The sequence below is a fragment of the Streptomyces sp. NPDC057617 genome, assembly GCF_042800555.1.
Lineage (GTDB): Bacteria > Actinomycetota > Actinomycetes > Streptomycetales > Streptomycetaceae > Streptomyces.
In genome coordinates this window covers 46306-63177 of the sequence record NZ_JBHVGV010000004.1, presented here as the reverse complement: position 1 = coordinate 63177, position 16872 = coordinate 46306, and the positions used below count along the sequence as shown (strand labels likewise).

Below are 16872 nucleotides of genomic sequence, written 5' to 3'. Positions count from 1 at the left end.
GAGGGACCGTGAGTGAGGGATAGGCGTGCAATGCTCGGGTAATGGCTCGGTTCTGTCACCATCGACGCACTCTGAGTGACGCCCTCCGTCTGTACAGCGGCCGGGAATCCGAGCGAGACACCCCCCAATCACATCACGAAGGGCACCGGATATGGGTCCCCATCCTGCGGTCGCGGCGATACGCCTGGCGGTACGCCGCGTACTCCACGACGTCCTGACCGACAGCGCGGTTGTCTCGTCCCCCACCGCCTCCCCGGCCTCCGCCGCACGCCCGTACGGCGGGCGGCCGCTCGTGCTTGTCGCCTGCTCCGGCGGCGCCGACTCCATGGCGCTCGCCTCCGCGCTCGCCTTCGAGGCCCCCAAGCTCTCCGTACGGGCCGGCGGGATCACCGTCGACCACGGCCTCCAGACCGGCTCCGACCTCCGCGCCGCCGAAGTCGTCGCCCGGCTCGCCGCCATGCGGCTCGACCCCGTCGAGTCCGTCGCCGTGACCGTGGGCCGCGACGGCGGTCCGGAAGCCGCCGCGCGCGACGCGCGCTACGCCGCCCTCGACGCCGCGGCCGAGCGCCATGGCGCCGCCGCCGTCCTGCTCGGACACACCCGCGACGACCAGGCCGAAACCGTCCTGCTGGGCCTCGCGCGCGGCTCGGGCACCCGCTCCCTGTCCGGCATGGCGGCCGTCTCGGGGACGGCCGGCCGCTACCGGCGCCCCTTCCTCCAGCTCGACCGCCAGACCGCCCGCAAGGCCTGTCTGGTCCAGTCGATCCCGGTCTGGGACGACCCGCACAACAGCGACCCCGCGTACACCCGCTCACGGCTGCGCCACGAAGGACTGCCCGCGCTGGAGAAATGTCTCGGCAAGGGCGTCGTCGAAGCCCTGGCCCGTACCGCACAGCTCTCCCGCGACGACGCCGACGCCCTCGACGCCTGGGCCGCCGACGCGGACCACGCCGTACGGGACGAGACCGGGCTGCTGGACTGCGCCAAGCTGTACGCGCTGCCGCCCGCCGTCCGCCGCCGGGTGCTGCGCCGGGCGGTCATCGCCGCGGGCGCCCCCGCCGGCTCCCTGTTCGCCCGCCACATCGAAGAGGTCGACCGCCTGATCACGGGCTGGCGCGGCCAGGGAGCCATCAACCTGCCCGGCCGGGTGGAGGCCATGCGGCAGGGTGGCAGACTGGTCGTCCGGCAGGGCTGAAGCGCGGAAGCACTACGGCTGTGTCTCCCGGGGCGTGAGTCCCGGACCCCCGGCCGACAAAGAAAGTGATACGGGTGGACGACAAGGACATGGGCAGCGACCTCCAGTCGGTGCTCATCACCAAGGAAGAGATCGACGCGAAGCTGGCCGACCTGGCCGCGAAAATCGACGCGGAGTACGCAGGCAAGGATCTGCTTCTCGTCGGGGTCCTCAAGGGCGCCGTGATGGTCATGGCGGACCTGGCGCGGGCGCTGTCCACCCCCGTGACGATGGACTGGATGGCCGTCTCCTCGTACGGGGCCGGCACCCAGTCCTCCGGAGTGGTCCGGATCCTCAAGGACCTCGACACCGACATCAAGGGCAAGCACGTTCTGATCGTCGAGGACATCATCGACTCGGGACTGACGCTCTCCTGGCTGCTCTCCAACCTCGGTTCCCGCGAGCCCGCCTCGCTCGAAGTGTGCACCCTGCTCCGCAAGCCGGATGCCGCGAAGGTCGCGATCGACGTCAAATGGATCGGCTTCGACATTCCGAATGAGTTTGTCGTCGGATATGGCCTGGATTATGCGGAAAAGTACCGCAACATGCCTTTTGTCGGGACGCTCGCGCCGCACGTCTACGGCGGCTAGTACGGCAGCCGGGCACAGCCCGGACCCGGCGCCGGAAAGGCTCGGGCGCCGGGAACCCCGGCGGCTCTCGCGCCGTTGAAGCATGGGAAGACGGGTTTGTCAGCCGTCCCGTGCCATCGCGGGCCACAATGCTGGGGTACCGTCCGAAGAACAGTCTTTTTCTCACAGCAGCATTTACCTACGGGCAGGAGGGACGGGGCGACTTCGCTCCGTATGGATGGACGTGAAGCGATACTTCCGTGGGCCGGTCATGTGGATCGTGCTGGCCGTCCTCGCCGTGGTCGTGTTGATGCAGGTCGTCGGCTCGTCGGGCGGCTACAAGACGGTGGACACCGGTGAGGTCGTCCAGGCGATCGACAAGAACCAGGCCGAGCAGGTCAGACTGACCACCGGCGACGAACAGATCATCAAGGTCGACCTCAAGGACGGCCTGAAGGTCAAGGGCAGCGACAAGATCCAGGCGAGCTATATCGGCAGCCAGGGATCGACGCTGGCCAAGACACTTCAGGTCAAGTTCCAGAACGGCGACATCAGCAAGGGCTACACGGTCTCGCCGTCCAAGCAGAGTCCGTTCGTCTCGGTACTGCTGTCTTTGCTGCCCTTCGTCCTGATCGTCGTGGTCTTCCTGTTCCTGATGAATCAGATGCAGGGCGGCGGCTCCCGGGTCATGCAGTTCGGGAAGTCCAAGGCCAAGCTCATCACCAAGGACACCCCGAAGACGACCTTCGCCGACGTGGCGGGATCCGACGAGGCGGTCGAGGAACTCCACGAGATCAAGGAGTTCCTCCAGGAGCCGGCGAAATTCCAGGCGGTCGGCGCCAAGATCCCGAAGGGTGTGCTGCTGTACGGCCCGCCCGGTACGGGCAAGACGCTGCTCGCCCGCGCTGTCGCGGGTGAGGCCGGGGTGCCGTTCTACTCGATCTCCGGCTCCGACTTCGTCGAGATGTTCGTCGGTGTCGGCGCCTCCCGTGTCCGCGACCTCTTCGAGCAGGCCAAGGCGAACGCCCCGGCGATCGTCTTCGTCGACGAGATCGACGCCGTCGGCCGGCACCGCGGCGCGGGCCTCGGCGGCGGCCACGACGAGCGCGAGCAGACCCTGAACCAGCTCCTGGTCGAGATGGACGGCTTCGATGTGAAGGGCGGCGTCATCCTGATCGCCGCCACGAACCGGCCCGACATCCTCGACCCGGCGCTGCTGCGCCCCGGCCGCTTCGACCGGCAGATCGCCGTCGACCGCCCGGACATGCAGGGCCGGCTGGAGATCCTCAAGGTCCACCAGAAGGGCAAGCCGGTCGCCCCGGACGTCGATCTGGGCGCGGTCGCCCGTCGTACGCCCGGATTCACCGGCGCGGATCTGGCGAACGTGCTGAATGAAGCGGCGCTCCTGACGGCGCGCAGCGACAAGAAGCTGATCGACAATCACTCCCTGGACGAGGCGATCGACCGCGTCGTGGCGGGCCCGCAGAAGCGGACCCGGATCATGTCCGAGAAGGAGAAGAAGATCACCGCGTACCACGAGGGCGGACACGCCCTGGTCGCCGCGGCGTCTCCGAACTCCGACCCGGTCCACAAGATCACGATCCTCTCCCGCGGCCGGGCGCTGGGCTACACCATGGTCCTGCCCGACGAGGACAAGTACTCGACCACCCGCAACGAGATGCTCGACCAGCTCGCGTACATGCTGGGCGGGCGCGCGGCCGAGGAACTGGTCTTCCACGACCCGACCACGGGCGCGGCCAATGACATCGAGAAGGCCACGGCCACGGCCCGGGCGATGGTCACGCAGTACGGCATGACCGAGCGGCTCGGCGCGATCAAGTTCGGCGGCGACAACACGGAGCCGTTCCTCGGCCGGGAGATGGCGCACCAGCGCGACTACTCGGAAGAGGTCGCGGCGCTGGTCGACGAAGAGGTCAAGAAGCTCATCGAGACCGCGCACAACGAGGCCTGGGAGATCCTCGTCGAGAACCGTGACGTTCTCGACAATCTGGTGCTCGCGCTCCTGGAGAAGGAGACGCTCAACAAGGACCAGATCGCCGAGGTCTTCGCGACCGTCGTCAAGCGTCCGGCCCGTCCGGCGTGGACCGGCTCCTCGCGTCGTACGCCCTCGACACGCCCGCCGGTTCTCTCGCCCAAGGAGCTGGCACTGACCAATGGCGCGGCAGGGTCGAACGGCGGAATGCCCGCGGTGACCAACGGCGACACCTCCGCCGAGGCGCTCCCGGAGGACCGCCCGGAGAGCTGAGGCCCGGCCCCTCACCTGGCCCGGAATGGATGCCGCGCCCCCCAGGTTTTAGCCTGTGGGAGCGCGGCATTCGTCTGCCCGCCCATGAGGACGGCACAGGAACGAGGCACACATGACCGACCCGGTGACGCTGGAGGGTGAGACCCCCATCCGCGAATTCGACGAGAAGCGGGCGGAGAATGCGGTGCGCGAACTTCTCATCGCGGTCGGGGAGGACCCGGACCGTGAGGGTCTGCGAGCGACCCCCGGCCGGGTGGCCCGCGCGTACAAGGAGATATTCGCAGGCCTGTGGCAGACGCCCGAGGACGTCCTGACGACGACGTTCGATCTGGGCCATGACGAAATGGTGCTGGTGAAGGACATCGAAGTGATGTCCTCCTGTGAACATCACCTGGTCCCCTTTGTGGGGGTCGCCCATGTCGGCTACATCCCGTCGGCGGACGGGAAGATCACGGGTCTGTCGAAGCTGGCCCGGCTGGTGGATGTCTATGCCCGTCGGCCACAGGTCCAGGAGCGGCTGACCACACAGATCGCCGACTCCCTGATGGAGATCCTGGATCCGCGCGGGGTGATCGTGGTCATCGAGTGCGAGCACATGTGCATGACCATGCGCGGGGTGCGCAAGCCGGGTGCCAAGACGATCACGTCGGCGGTCCGCGGGCAGTTGCGTGTGCCGGCGACCCGGGCGGAGGCCATGAGCCTGATCATGGCCCGCTGACCGGTCGGCCGCAGCCGGCCGGCCCGTAGCGCTCAGAGGCCGTGGAGACTCAGACCGGGCCGGCAGGGGCCGCGCCGTGGTTGTTGTGGTTCTTGTCCTCCGGGTCCTCGGGGAGCTTGCAGACGCGCTCCAGGAAGAAGGCCGCGACGATCACCGCGATGCCCGCCAGGACCGAGAAGCCCGCATAGATGGCCTGGTCGCGGCGGGAGGGGATGTCGAGATGGCCCAGGAGGTAGACGCCCGTACCGCCGTAGATGCCGGAGACCAGGGCCGCGACCAGGGCGCTGGCCTGGCCGAAGACGACCGCGCGGGCCGCCATCAGGGGATCGACCCCCTTGGCGTCGGGCCGGCGCTCGCGCTGCGCCTTGAGCCGGGCGCGCAGGGAGAGCGCGGTGGCGGTGAGCACGGCGGCGATCACGGCCAGCACGATGGGCGCCGCGAGCGGGACGCTCGGCAGCGTGCCGAACGAGTCCCAGAGCCGGGCACCGGCCCAGGCGAGCACACCGGCCACCACGAACAGGCCGGCCAGGACGCCGATCCGCAACTGCTTCACCGAGAGAGCCGCCCTTCGCCTTGCCGTACCGACCCGCTGAGCCTAACGACTAGGTCCTGTCCGGTCGATCTTCGTGGATCAGCCCGGGGCGTCTGGTGCGGTGCATCGCAAGGCGGAGGATCGTCCTCGTACTGGACGTACTTGGACGACTCCGACAACGCGGCGAGGTGCCGTGCCAGGCGTTCCGGGCCCGCGAAGATCGGCCGGACAGGGCCTACTCGGGCAGGCGGAGTTCCAGATCGGCCCGGGGCCGCACACCGCTCCGGCCGATCCGCGCGAGCAGCTCGGCGACCGCGCCATGGCCGACCACCTGCGCCTCCGGCTCCACGTCGTACCACGGAGCGAGCACGAAGGCGCGCTCGTGGGCGCGGGGGTGAGGGAGGGTGAGCTGCGGGTCGTCCGAGACGACGTCCGCGTACGCCAGGATGTCCACGTCTATGGTGCGCGGTCCCCAGCGCTCGTCGCGGACCCGGTCGAAGGCCTCCTCGATGGCCTGGCCGCGCTCCAGCAGGGACGACGGCGGCAGGGTCGTCCTGATCACGACGACCGCGTTGAAGTACGACGGCTGGGTGCCCGGTTCGACACCCCACGGCTCCGTCTCGTACACCGGGGAGACCGCCTTGACCCGCAGGCCGGGCGTGTCCTCCAGCGCGTCGATGGCGCCCTGGAGGGTCTCCAGTCTGTTGCCGAGATTGGAGCCGAGGGAGACCACGGCGCGTTTCGGATTGGAGAGCGTGGTGTCCGCCGCGTCCACCTGCGCGACCACGGAGGCGGGTACCGGCTGCACGGTGGGGTCGCTCTGCGGCCCATTGGTAGAGAACACGGTCATACTCGGCTCCGGGTGATGGTGACGGTGACATCGTCGAACGGCACGGTGATCGGCGCGTCGGGCTTGTGGACGACCACCTCGACCTCCTGGACGCCGTCGTGCTTCAGGCACCGCTGGGCGATGCGCTCGGCCAGGGTCTCGATCAGGTCGACGGGCTCGCCCTGGACGACCTCCACGACCTCCTCGGCCACGATCCCGTAGTGCACGGTCTTCGCCAGGTCGTCGTCTGCCGCCGCGGGACGGGTGTCCAGGCCGAGCACCAGATCCACGATGAAGGTCTGGCCCTCCTCCCGCTCCCGGGGGAAGACGCCATGGTGCCCACGGGCCTTGAGGCCGCGCAGCGCGACACGATCCACGCGAATCACTCCTGCTGTCGTTGGTCCGGGGGCACCCGACCGCGTACGGGCGGCCGCGTGCCCTCGTTTGAATCTACTCGCGGGCACCGACAGCTCTCCCCCGAGGGGGTGACGGGCGCGGCGCCGCGCCGTCGGAGCCCGTCCCCGCGCACGGCCTCCGGCAACCGGTTCACAAGGGAGCGCCTACCCACTCAGGCCGGTGTCTCGTCGTCCGGTTCCTCATCGGTTTCGGTCAGAACGGGTGAACCGTGGTGGGACCAGAGCTTCCAGCCCTCGGGGGTACGCCGGAACACATTGGTGGCGACGACGAGCTGGCCGACGAGCGGTCCCAGCTCGCCGCTCTCCTCGGCGGGGCCGCCGCTCAGGATGTTCTCGGTGCAGGTCACCAGGGCGGTGTCCTCGGCGACGGAGACCGTGACATCGGTCAGGAAGAACTGGATGTACTCGGTGTTCGCCATGATCAGGGCGTACGAGCGGAGCACATCGCCGCGGCCGGTGAGCACGGGCCAGCCGGGGTGGACGCAGGAGATCTCGTCGTCCTCGCCCTCCAGCCAGAGCCCGGACAGCGCGTCGAGGTCACCGCGCTCCATGGCCTCGTAGAAGGTCGTGTTGGCCTGCTCGACCTGTTCCTGGTCCGTGAGGGCGGTCACCGGGCGGCGCCCTCGACCGCGCGCGCGACCCGTACGGCGTCGGCGGTCGCCCGTACCTCATGGACCCGTACGGCCCAGGCGCCCTGGTGGGCCGCTATGGCGGAGACCGCGGCGGTGGCCGCGTCGCGCTCGCGGGCGGGCGGCGGGGAGCCCTCGCCGCCCGCGAGAACATGGCCGAGGAACCGCTTGCGGGAGGCGGCGACCAGCAGCGGGCGGCCCAGGGAGCGTAGTTCCGGCAGATGGGCGAGGAGCGCGAGGTCGTGGCCGGCCTGTTTGGCGAAGCCGAGGCCGGGATCGACGACGAGGTATTCGGGGTCGATACCGCCGGCGATCACCGCGTCCATACGGGCGCGCAGTTCGGCGACGACCTCCGCCACCACGTCCGTGTAGACGGCGCGGCTGTTCATGTCCTGGCTGAAGCCGCGCCAGTGCATCACCACGAAGGGCACCCGGGCGGCGGCGACCGCGGGCACCATGGCCGGGTCGGCGAGCCCGCCGCTGACATCGTTGACCAGGACGGCTCCGGCCGCGACCGCCTGCTCGGCGACGGAGGCGCGCATGGTGTCGACGGAGACGGTGACTCCCTCGGCGGCCAGGCCCCGTACGACCGGTACGACGCGTCTCAGCTCCTCGTCCTCGTCGACCCGGGTGGCGCCGGGGCGGGTGGACTCGCCGCCGACGTCGACCAGATCGGCGCCCTCGGCGACGAGATCGAGGCCGTGCTTGACGGCGGTGGTGGTGTCGAACCAGCGGCCGCCGTCGGAGAAGGAGTCGGGCGTCACATTGACGACCCCCATGACCGCGCAGCGGTCCCACTCCGGCAGGCCCTCGACGGTGCCCCGTCCACGCAACGTACTCATATGCCCACAGTAGGGGGTGCCCGGTGGATCTTCCCGGGCCCCGGTCCCGGAAGGTCCCCTCGGGGGGACCGCTGGGGTACGGACTGCCTCCTCCCGGTACGGCACGGACGGCGCGTCCGCCGAACGGGGGCATCCCCGGGGTGTGCCGCGGCCGATTCGGGGAGGGTTCCTCAGCGTTCCGGAAAATCTCACGGGAGAAAGCACGGGAGAAAGCTCGGTAGATATGGGTCTTACCAGCCGTAAAGTCCTCGCCCTGGCCGTCCTGCTGGCCGTCCTGCTGTTCGTCGCCACGATCTGGCTGTGGCCCCGGCTGTCCGCCCGTACGCCACGTGCCGTGCTCGGCCGGGTGGGGCTGCTGTTCGCCACCCAGGTGAGCCTCTTCATGGCCATCGGCCTGGTCGCGAACCAGTACTTCCTCTTCTACGGCTCCTGGCGGGACCTCTTCGGCCAGGAGCAGGAGCTGGGGGCGGTGGTCGGCCCGGCGGCCAACGGCAAGAACATCACCATCATGGACACGGAGCGCTCACCCGTACCGGGCAGCAAACAGCCCACCGTGGCCGGCCAGATCCAGAAGATCGCCATCGGCGGTCCGAGGTCCGGGATCGACAGCACGGCGTACGTCTATCTGCCGCCGGAGTACTTCCAGCGGCACTTCCGGACCCTGTCGTTCCCCGCGGCCGTCGTCCTCACCGGCTATCCCGGGGTGGCGGAGAACCTGATCAAGGGCCTGAACTACCCGAGGACCGCCTGGGAGCTGGCGAAGAAGGGCAAGATGCAGCCGATGATCCTGGTGATGCTGCGGCCCACCGTGGCGCCGCCCAGGGACACCGAGTGCGTGGACGTCCCCCGGGGTCCGCAGACCGAGACCTTCTTCGCCAGGGATCTGCCGCTGGCCGTGTCGCGGGCGTACCGCGTCAAGAGCGCGCCGCGGAACTGGGGCATCATCGGCAACTCCACCGGCGGCTACTGCGCCCTGAAGATCGCCCTGCACCACCCGGAGCGCTACTCGGTGGGCGCGGGCCTCTCGGCGGACTACAAGGCGGCGGAGGACCCGACGACCGGTGATCTGTTCCACGGCGACCAGCGGCTGCGGAACCGGGCCAATCTGTTGTGGAGCCTGGAGCATCTGCCGCAGGGCAATTCGTCCCTGCTTGTCACCAGTTCCAGGAAGGGCGAGCGGAATCTGCGTGCCACTAAGGAGTTCATCAGCAAGGTCAGGCCGCCCGCGCAGGTCGCGTCGATCATCCTCGACAGCGGCGCGCACAACTTCAACACCTGGCGCAGGGAGATCCCGTCGGCGCTGGAGTGGATGAGCGGCCGGCTCAGCGCGGAGTGACCGGCTCAGCGCGGTGACCGGCTCAGTGGCCCAGTGGCTCAGTGTGCGATGAGGCTGACGGTCTCCAGTTCCACGGCGGTACGGGGGATGTCCTGCGCGTCCGCGTCGATGGAGCGGCGCAGCGCCTCGTGCAGCCGGGCCGGGGTGAGGACCCCCAGGAAGCGGCCGGTCTCCTCCTGGTCGATGACCGCGATCCAGCCCGCGTCGTGCTGGAGCATCGTGGCGAACGCCTGCTTGAGCGGGGCGCCGACGGGCAGCCAGGCCTCCATCCGGCGGGCGTGTTCCCGTACCGTCCCCGAGGCGCCGGTGCTGTCGGTGGAGATCCAGCCGTGCAGATTGTCCTCGGAGTCCAGGACGACGGCCCAGCGCGCGCCCTCCTCGGCGAGCTTCGCGGCCGCGCGCCCGAGCGGGTCGTCGAGATGCACGACGGGCGGCTGCTCCAGGTCGCCCTCCTCGATGGGGGTGACGGAGAGCCGCTTGAGCCCGCGGTCGGCGCCGACGAAGTCCGCGACATACGGGGTGGCGGGCGCGCCGAGCACGGCGGCGGGGGCGTCGAACTGCTCGATCCTGCCCTGTCCGTAGACGGCGATACGGTCGCCGAGCCGCACCGCTTCCTCGATGTCGTGCGTGACGAACAGCACAGTCTTGCGGACCGCCGCCTGGAGCTTGAGGAACTCGCTCTGGAGGTGGTCGCGTACGACCGGGTCGACCGCGCCGAAGGGCTCGTCCATCAGCAGGACGGGCGGGTCGGCGGCCAGCGCGCGGGCCACTCCTACGCGCTGGCGCTGGCCGCCGGAGAGCTGCTCGGGGTAGCGGTCGCCGTAGACGGACGGGTCGAGGCCGACGAGATCGAGGAGTTCGGCGGCGCGGGCGCGGCCCTTGGCGCGCTGCCAGCCGAGGAGATGCGGAACGGTCGCGGTGTTCTCCAGGACCGTCTTGTGCGGGAAGAGACCGACCTGCTGGATGACATAGCCGATACGGCGCCTGAGCTGGACCGGGTCGATGGCGGAAATGTCGTCGCCGTCGAGGAATATCCGCCCCTCGGTCGGCTCGATCAGGCGGTTGACCATTTTCATGGTGGTGGTCTTGCCGCAGCCGGAGGGTCCGACGAGCGTGACCAGTTCGCCCTGGGAGACCTCGAAGGAGAGGTCGTCGACGGCGGTCGTGCCGTCCGCGTACCGCTTGGTGACGTGCTCGAATCGGATCATGGTTCCCCATTGTGCGGCGTGTTGTGTGAAGGCCATGTTGCTGGAATGTGGCGGGCTTCCGCGAATGTCAGTGGTCGGGGATAGGGTCGCCAGACAGTAGGAACCAGCCATACGTCCGGGGAGTCCGTTCGGGGAGACGGGGAGGTGGGAACGCATGACGGCACAGAGCTGCCTGGCGGCGAACGACTGGATCTGCGGGGAATATCTCCGCTCCCGCAGCCAGGAGCTGATCGATGCCACGGTCCAGCATGTGTGGATCACCGCGGTCTCCGTCGTGATCGGACTGCTGGTGGCATTTCCGCTGGCACTGCTGGCGCGGAGCAGGCCTTCTTTCGCCGGACCGGTGCTGGGGCTGACGACCCTGCTCTACACGATTCCGTCGCTGGCGATGTTCTCGCTGCTGCTTCCGCTCTTCGGACTCTCCGCCGGACTCGTGATCACGGGCCTGGTGCTGTATTCACTGACCATTCTTGTGCGGAACATCATGGCGGGACTCGATTCGGTGCCGGAAGAGGCGCGGGAGGCGGCCCGCGGGATGGGGTACGGACCGGGGCGGATGCTCTGGGAGGTCGAGCTTCCGCTGGCACTGCCCGCGCTGATGGCCGGTCTCCGAATAGCGACGGTGTCGACGATCGCGCTGACCACGGTCGGTTCGATCGTCGGCCGGGGCGGTCTGGGCAATCTGATCGAGGACGCGCTGACGAGTTTCTTCAAGGCGCAGGTGCTGACGGCCTCGGTGCTCTGTGTGCTGCTGGCGGTCGTGGCCGACCTGCTGCTGCTCGGGGTGCAGCGGCTGCTCACGCCCTGGACCCGGATACGTACGGCGCGCCCGGCGCGTGGCTCCGGCGCGGGCCCGGCCGCTCCTGTTGAGGGCGGCGGAGCGACCGCGCCCGAGCCGGTGAAGGCGGGGGGCTGACCATGGGGGTTCTGGGAGACGCCTGGAGCTGGCTGGCGACCGGTGCCAACTGGAAGGGCGACAGCGGTGTGTGGCACCGGCTGGGGGAGCATGTGCTCGTCAGCGGGGTCTCGCTCGCGGTGGCCTGTGCGATAGCCCTGCCGCTGGCGCTGTATCTGGGGCACATCGGCAGGGGCGGCGCGCTGGCGGTCAATATCTCCAATGTGGGCCGGGCGATCCCCGTCTTCGCGGTGCTGGCCCTGTTCATGGTCTCGCCGCTGCGGAACGCGGGGTCGGTGCCCACGGTCATCGCCCTGGTGCTCTTCGCCGTGCCGCCGCTGCTGACCAACGCCTATGTCGGGATGCGGGAGGTGGACAGCGCGGTCGTCGAGGCCGCCCGGGGGATGGGCATGTCCGGGCGCCAGCTCTTCGTACGGGTGGAGCTGCCCCTCGCGTACCCGCTGATCATGACCGGCCTGCGGTCCGCCTCCGTCCAGGTGGTGGCGACCGCCACCATCGCGGCGATGGTCGGCCAGGGCGGGCTCGGCCGGATCATCACGGCCGGATTCAACACGTACAACACTCCGCAGGTGGTCGCGGGTGCACTCCTCGTCGCGCTGCTCGCGCTGTTCGTCGAAGGCGTGCTGGTGGCGCTGGACCGGGTGATCGACCCGGCCCCGGCTCTCGCCTCCCGGTCCTCCGGCGGCAGGACCCCGTCCCGCACGACCGCGTGACGACCGACCTCATGGCTTTCTTGGAGATGGTGACCTGATGAGCAAGACCACGCGTATCGCGGGTGCGGTACTGGGAGCGGCGGCGCTGACCGTCTCGCTCGCCGCATGCGGCGGCGACAGCCTGGAGAAGGACAAGGGCGGCTCCGCGGCCGCCTCCGGGTCCGGCTCGGGAGAGAAGGGCTCGCTCGTCATAGGCGCCGCGGCCTTCACCGAGTCCAAGGTGCTGGCGGAGCTGTACGCCCAGATCCTGGGCGACGCCGGCTACTCGACCTCCGTGACCACGGTGAAGAACCGCGAGCTGTACGAACCGTCCCTGGAGAAGGGCGAGATCGACGTCGTACCGGAATACGCGGCGACGATCACGGAATTCCTCAACGCCAAGGTGCACGGGGCGGACGCGGCCCTGGCGAAGCCCCTCGCGAGCAGTGACGCGGACGCGACCGTCGCCGAGCTGAAGAAGCTCGCGGAGCCGCTCGGACTGAAGGTCCTGCCGGTCGGCCAGGCCGTCGACCAGAATGCCTTCGCCGTCACCAAGGAATTCGCCGAGAAGAACAGCCTCAAGACCCTTTCCGATCTTGGAAAGTCCAAGATCAAAGTGAAGATCGCGGCGGGCGACGAGTGCGAGGTGCGGCCGTTCTGCGCGCCGGGCCTGAAGAAGACGTACGGCATCGATGTCGCCGGTATCGACCCCAAGGGCGTCGGCACTCCGCAGTCCAAGCAGGCCGTCAAGGACGGGGTGGACCAGGTGGTTCTCAGCTCCACCACCGATGGCACGCTCGACAGCTTCGGACTGGTCGTGCTGGAGGACGACAAGAAGCTCCAGAACGCCGACAACGTACTGCCGGTGGTCAATGCCAAGGACGCCGGGTCGCAGGAGATAGCCGATGTCCTCGGCAAGCTGACGGCCGCGCTGACAACCGATGATCTCGCGCAGTTGAACCTCAAGGTCGATGCCGAGCGCGCGAAGCCCGAGGATGTGGCGAAGGAGTATCTGGAGTCCAAAGGTCTGGTCAAGAAGTAGTCGCGGAACGGCGGCCGAGAGGCCGCCGGGAGGTAAGTGACGGCAGGCAAAACGGAGTTCTGTAGAGGAAAGAGGGGAAAGGGATCGGCGTCATCGGTAAGAGGGGATGGTTTGATTGTTCGACCGGCCCCCCAATCGGTCTCCGCACACGGTAAATTTCAGGCCATGCCACGTGGACGCCACCGCCATTCCCCACCCCTCCACAAGCTTCTGCCGCCCTCGGCGGTCGCCGGAGCCGCGGTTCTCTGCGCCGCGGGCGCCTGGTTCTTCACGGAGCCCGTGGTGCTCCGCGGTCTGGTCGCGGCCACGGCGGTCGCCGCCGTCAGCGGCGCGGTCCTCATGCGTAGCTGGGACCGCGGCGCCGGCCGTCAGGTCGCCGAGCTGACCCGTGGCCGGGAGAGCGACCAGTGGCGGGCCGAGGAGCGTACGGCCGAGCTGGAGGCCGATGTCGAGGAGTCGCGCGAGCTGCGCCTCAAGCTGGAGGCCAAGCTCCGCGCCAAGCGGGTCGAGCTGGCCGGGCTGCGCGGGGAGCACGCGGCGCTGCTGCGCCGGTACGCCACCGCGGAGACCGAGCGGGCCACCGCCCTGGAGGGGCGCCGTCAGCTCGCCATCGAGGCCTCGGCGGTACCGAAGGCCCTGACCGCGGGCGGTTCGCCCACCTCGGCGGCGTATCTCAGTGCCGCGCGCGCCCTGGACGAGCTGTCCCGCAACGGCGCGGCCCAGCAGGCGAAGCAGATGGTCGAGGCGGCCCGCGAGCGCGATCTCGCCGAGCGGGCCGCGGAGGCGGCCGCCGAGGCGGAGGAGCCGCAGGGGAAGCACGCGGCCGGCGCCGGGGCCGCCGCCGGAGACCAGCAGCGCGGGGGAGACCAGCACAGCCGCCCGTCGTCCGCCCTGCCCGCCAGGCGGGTGCCGGGGGCCTCGGCGATCGTTCCGTACGCCTCCCGCCACCCGGTGCGGCGGCCCGAGGGCGGTTTCGACTTCTTCGGTACGCAGACCGGGCACGGCCATGGACAGGTGCCGACGCAGAGCGGCGGCGGCCAGCACAAGAAGCCGGCGGCGGACGCGGAGTCCGCGGCCGAACCGGAAGAGCCCGCCCCGGCCGCCGAGTTGGCGCGGGTGGCGAGCGAGGACCTCGCCGATGTGGTGGGCGAGGAGGCCCTTGCCGAGCGCCGCAGGACCGATGAGCGGGCCGTGGGCCAGGTCATCGATCTGACGGAGCACGACGAGACCGAGCCGGTCGGCGCCGAAGCGCTGCGCGACGCCGTCAGTACGTGAAAGCAGTCGGCGCCTGAGCCGGTTGCTTGTCCATGATTACTTGGACCGATCGGACTACTTGTCGATGTCGCCGACCACGAAGAAGAGCGAGCCCAGGATCGCCACCATGTCCGCGACCTGCGTCCCGGGCAGCAGCTCGGTCAGCGCCTGGATGTTGTTGAACGAGGCCGAGCGGAGCTTCAGCCGGTACGGGGTCTTCTCGCCCTTCGACACCAGGTAGTAGCCGTTGATGCCGAGCGGGTTCTCGGTCCAGGCGTAGGTGTGTCCCTCGGGCGCCTTCAGTACCTTCGGCAGCCGCTGGTTGATCGGCCCGGGCGGCAGCTCCGCGATCCGGTCCAGACAGGCGTCCGCCAGCTCCAGCGCGTTGTGCGTCTGGTCCAGCAGACATTCGAAGCGGGCCAGACAGTCGCCGTCCTGGCGGGTGATCACCCTGAGCGTGTCCTGGAGTTCGCCGTACGCGAGATACGGCTCGTCCCTGCGCAGATCGAAGTCGACCCCGGAGGCGCGGGCGATCGGCCCGGACACCCCGTACGCGTGCACCGCCTCCCGCGACAGCACCCCGACCCCGCGGGTGCGGCCCCGGAAGATCTCGTTGCCGAGGACCAGCCGGTCGTACACGTCCATCCGCGAGCGGACCTCCGCGACCGTGTGCCTGGCCCGGCCCAGCCAGCCCGCGGGCAGGTCCTCCTTGAGGCCGCCGACCCGGTTGAACATGTAGTGCATCCGGCCGCCGGAGACCTCCTCCATTACCGCCTGAAGCTCCTCGCGCTCCCGGAAGGCGTAGAACACCGGGGTGATTCCGCCCAGTTCGAGGGGGTATGAGCCGATGAACATCAGATGGTTCAGTACGCGGTTCAGCTCGGCCAGCAGGGTCCTGGTCCAGACGGCGCGCTCGGGCACCTCCATGCCGAGCATCCGCTCGACGGCCATCACCACGCCCAGCTCGTTGGAGAACGCCGAGAGCCAGTCGTGGCGGTTGGCGAGCACCACGACCTGCCGGTAGTCGCGCGCCTCGAAGAGTTTCTCCGCGCCCCGGTGCATATAGCCGATGACCGGTTCCGCGCTGCGGATCACCTCGCCGTCCAGCACAAGGCGGAGGCGGAGCACACCGTGGGTGGAGGGGTGCTGCGGCCCGATGTTGAGCACCATGTCGGTGCTCTCCGCGGCGCCGCCGATGCCGACCGTCGTCCGGGTGGTCTCCGTCATGGGCGACAGTCTCTCAGAGGCCCGCTGGTGACTGCCCCAGCGGTGCTGACGCCTTGAGGCTGAGCCCTGGAGCCCGGTTCCGAGGGCCGAGGGCCGAGGTCCGGTGGTTCGATGCCGACGGGCTGCATCAGCCAGCCGAAGTCGCCGAGACCGCCGCGCGCGGTCAGCTCCGCCGCCTCGCCGGCCGCCGAGAGCGCCCGTACATACGCCGCCGGGTCGGCGGTGGCCAGGGACAGCGGCGGACGCGAACCGCTCACGCCGAGGCTGTGCAGCGCCTCGCGCTGGCTGAGCAGTACGGCACCGGGCTGCGCGCAGGCGTCCAGTGCCACATGGGCGGTGAGGTCGCAGCTCCCGTCCGGTACGGGCGGCACCTCGCGGCCCGCGCGGAAGCCGGTCAGCGTGCCGAAGGGCGGCCGGGCGTCCCGTACATGCGCGTAGTCCACGGCCACCGCGAGCCCCCGCTCCAGTGTGGCGACGGCCGCCGCCCATGCCTCGTCGCGCGGCCGGCCGATCTCCGCCCGGCTGCCGGGCCCGGCCTGCGGCCACCAGCGGGCGAGCCATTCCGCGTCCGGCCCGTCGACCGGTTCGCCCGGCTCCTCGGAACCGTCCGGTCGTACCAGGACATACCGTACGGTTCCGTGCGCGTCGGTCTCCGCGATGTCGACGGGGACGTTGTCCAGCCACTCATTGGCGAAGACCAGCCCGCTGACTCCGGCCGGCGGCTCGGCGCGCCACTCGATCCGCGGATCCAGGCCCGGGGGGCGCGGGGCACGCTCGACGGCGTACGGCCGGACCGCGAGCCGCTCCGTGAGTACGCCGGGGAGCGCGGCCAGGATTCCCGTCAGCAGCTCGCCGCGGCCCGCGCCGATGTCCACCAGCGCCACCTCGTCCGTACCGAGCCGCCCGGCGGTCGCGGCGAGCAGCCGGGCGACGGCGGCGGCGAACAGCGGGGAGGCGTGCACCGAGGTACGGAAATGCCCGGCGGGGCCCTCGGGCCGCAGGTAGAAGCCCCCGGGACCGTAGAGCGCGGCCTCGGCCGCCGTCCGCCAGCGCTCGGGCCGGGGGCCGTTCCGTATACCCCGGACCGCGCCCGGCCTACCTGTCTCATCCGTCACGGAGCCAAGTCTCCACCTTGGGGAGTACGCTGCCGCCGACCGGATCG

17 protein-coding genes are annotated in these 16872 nt (G+C 69.9%); 9 read left to right on the top strand and 8 right to left on the bottom strand.

Annotated elements, in window-relative coordinates:
* The first annotated feature begins 151 nt into the window (after nt 1-151).
* The 4 genes from tilS (at nt 152) to folE (ending at nt 4787) form a co-directional block, all read left to right on the top strand.
* Nucleotides 152-1195 (top strand): tRNA lysidine(34) synthetase TilS, encoded by a 1044-nt coding sequence (gene tilS / locus ACFU9P_RS11910; RefSeq protein WP_376384100.1) that lies wholly within the window; start codon nt 152-154, stop codon nt 1193-1195.
* 89 nt (nt 1196-1284) lie between these two features.
* Nucleotides 1285-1824: a hypoxanthine phosphoribosyltransferase gene (gene hpt / locus ACFU9P_RS11905; RefSeq protein ID WP_217311068.1), complete on the top strand. Its 540-nt coding sequence runs from the start codon at nt 1285-1287 to the stop codon at nt 1822-1824.
* A gap of 217 nt (nt 1825-2041) precedes the next feature.
* A complete protein-coding gene (gene ftsH, locus ACFU9P_RS11900; protein WP_217307252.1) occupies nt 2042-4069 on the top strand; it encodes an ATP-dependent zinc metalloprotease FtsH in 2028 nt (675 codons plus the stop codon).
* A 112-nt stretch (nt 4070-4181) separates the two neighbouring features.
* A complete protein-coding gene (folE, locus tag ACFU9P_RS11895; RefSeq protein WP_376384107.1) occupies nt 4182-4787 on the top strand; it encodes a GTP cyclohydrolase I FolE in 606 nt (201 codons plus the stop codon).
* 49 nt (nt 4788-4836) lie between these two features.
* Here the strand turns inward: folE and ACFU9P_RS11890 are convergent, their stop codons facing one another.
* From ACFU9P_RS11890 to folP, 5 genes are all read right to left on the bottom strand, one after another.
* Nucleotides 4837-5340 carry a DUF3180 domain-containing protein gene (locus ACFU9P_RS11890; RefSeq protein WP_217307250.1) on the bottom strand — a complete coding sequence of 168 codons (504 nt, stop codon included), beginning with the start codon at nt 5338-5340 and terminating at the stop codon, nt 4837-4839.
* Nucleotides 5341-5554: 214 nt separating this feature from the next.
* Complete coding sequence (folK, locus tag ACFU9P_RS11885; protein WP_384079079.1) at nt 5555-6169, bottom strand: 2-amino-4-hydroxy-6-hydroxymethyldihydropteridine diphosphokinase; 615 nt, start codon at nt 6167-6169, stop codon at nt 5555-5557.
* A complete protein-coding gene (gene folB, locus ACFU9P_RS11880) occupies nt 6166-6525 on the bottom strand; it encodes a dihydroneopterin aldolase (RefSeq protein ID WP_384079076.1) in 360 nt (119 codons plus the stop codon). Before folB ends, folK begins: the two co-directional genes overlap by 4 nt.
* Nucleotides 6526-6716: 191 nt before the next feature.
* Complete coding sequence (locus tag ACFU9P_RS11875) at nt 6717-7175, bottom strand: nuclear transport factor 2 family protein (protein WP_384079073.1); 459 nt, start codon at nt 7173-7175, stop codon at nt 6717-6719.
* Complete coding sequence (folP, locus tag ACFU9P_RS11870) at nt 7172-8035, bottom strand: dihydropteroate synthase (protein WP_384079070.1); 864 nt, start codon at nt 8033-8035, stop codon at nt 7172-7174. Before folP ends, ACFU9P_RS11875 begins: the two co-directional genes overlap by 4 nt.
* A 223-nt stretch (nt 8036-8258) precedes the next feature.
* On the opposite strand from folP, the gene ACFU9P_RS11865 reads away from it, so the two are divergent.
* On the top strand, nt 8259-9371 hold the full coding sequence (locus ACFU9P_RS11865; RefSeq protein WP_376384122.1) for an alpha/beta hydrolase: 1113 nt from the start codon (nt 8259-8261) through the stop codon (nt 9369-9371).
* Nucleotides 9372-9409: 38 nt separating this feature from the next.
* On the opposite strand, the gene ACFU9P_RS11860 is transcribed toward ACFU9P_RS11865, so the two are convergent.
* The gene (locus ACFU9P_RS11860) at nt 9410-10579 is read right to left on the bottom strand and encodes an ABC transporter ATP-binding protein (RefSeq protein WP_376384125.1); all 1170 of its coding nucleotides are present in this window, start codon (nt 10577-10579) and stop codon (nt 9410-9412) included.
* 154 nt (nt 10580-10733) lie between these two features.
* Between ACFU9P_RS11860 and ACFU9P_RS11855 the strand changes: the two genes are divergently transcribed.
* The 4 genes from ACFU9P_RS11855 to ACFU9P_RS11840 all read left to right on the top strand — a co-directional run bounded on the left by ACFU9P_RS11855 (nt 10734) and on the right by ACFU9P_RS11840 (nt 14504).
* Nucleotides 10734-11495, top strand: a complete 762-nt coding sequence (locus ACFU9P_RS11855) for an ABC transporter permease (RefSeq protein WP_376384128.1) — start codon at nt 10734-10736, stop codon at nt 11493-11495.
* A 2-nt stretch (nt 11496-11497) separates the two neighbouring features.
* Nucleotides 11498-12208, top strand: a complete 711-nt coding sequence (locus ACFU9P_RS11850) for an ABC transporter permease (protein WP_046497656.1) — start codon at nt 11498-11500, stop codon at nt 12206-12208.
* Between the two features lie 37 nt (nt 12209-12245).
* Nucleotides 12246-13229, top strand: coding sequence for an ABC transporter substrate-binding protein (locus tag ACFU9P_RS11845; protein ID WP_376384132.1), 984 nt, complete (start codon nt 12246-12248; stop codon nt 13227-13229).
* A gap of 165 nt (nt 13230-13394) precedes the next feature.
* Nucleotides 13395-14504, top strand: coding sequence for a hypothetical protein (locus tag ACFU9P_RS11840; protein ID WP_376384135.1), 1110 nt, complete (start codon nt 13395-13397; stop codon nt 14502-14504).
* 54 nt (nt 14505-14558) lie between these two features.
* On the opposite strand, the gene ACFU9P_RS11835 is transcribed toward ACFU9P_RS11840, so the two are convergent.
* A complete protein-coding gene (locus tag ACFU9P_RS11835) occupies nt 14559-15710 on the bottom strand; it encodes an NADH-quinone oxidoreductase subunit D (protein WP_376384139.1) in 1152 nt (383 codons plus the stop codon).
* Nucleotides 15707-16825, bottom strand: coding sequence for an SAM-dependent methyltransferase (locus ACFU9P_RS11830; protein WP_384079063.1), 1119 nt, complete (start codon nt 16823-16825; stop codon nt 15707-15709). Before ACFU9P_RS11830 ends, ACFU9P_RS11835 begins: the two co-directional genes overlap by 4 nt.
* Nucleotides 16826-16872: the final 47 nt, after the last annotated feature.

Coding starts and splice junctions, on each gene's coding strand:
- tilS (WP_376384100.1), top strand. CDS start 152: ATGGGTCCCCATCCTGCGGTCGCGGCGATACGCCTGGCGGTACGCCGC.
- hpt (WP_217311068.1), top strand. CDS start 1,285: ATGGGCAGCGACCTCCAGTCGGTGCTCATCACCAAGGAAGAGATCGAC.
- ftsH (WP_217307252.1), top strand. CDS start 2,042: ATGGACGTGAAGCGATACTTCCGTGGGCCGGTCATGTGGATCGTGCTG.
- folE (WP_376384107.1), top strand. CDS start 4,182: ATGACCGACCCGGTGACGCTGGAGGGTGAGACCCCCATCCGCGAATTC.
- folK (WP_384079079.1), bottom strand. CDS start 6,169: ATGACCGTGTTCTCTACCAATGGGCCGCAGAGCGACCCCACCGTGCAG.
- folP (WP_384079070.1), bottom strand. CDS start 8,035: ATGAGTACGTTGCGTGGACGGGGCACCGTCGAGGGCCTGCCGGAGTGG.
- ACFU9P_RS11865 (WP_376384122.1), top strand. CDS start 8,259: ATGGGTCTTACCAGCCGTAAAGTCCTCGCCCTGGCCGTCCTGCTGGCC.
- ACFU9P_RS11860 (WP_376384125.1), bottom strand. CDS start 10,579: ATGATCCGATTCGAGCACGTCACCAAGCGGTACGCGGACGGCACGACC.
- ACFU9P_RS11855 (WP_376384128.1), top strand. CDS start 10,734: ATGACGGCACAGAGCTGCCTGGCGGCGAACGACTGGATCTGCGGGGAA.
- ACFU9P_RS11850 (WP_046497656.1), top strand. CDS start 11,498: ATGGGGGTTCTGGGAGACGCCTGGAGCTGGCTGGCGACCGGTGCCAAC.
- ACFU9P_RS11845 (WP_376384132.1), top strand. CDS start 12,246: ATGAGCAAGACCACGCGTATCGCGGGTGCGGTACTGGGAGCGGCGGCG.
- ACFU9P_RS11840 (WP_376384135.1), top strand. CDS start 13,395: ATGCCACGTGGACGCCACCGCCATTCCCCACCCCTCCACAAGCTTCTG.
- ACFU9P_RS11835 (WP_376384139.1), bottom strand. CDS start 15,710: ATGACGGAGACCACCCGGACGACGGTCGGCATCGGCGGCGCCGCGGAG.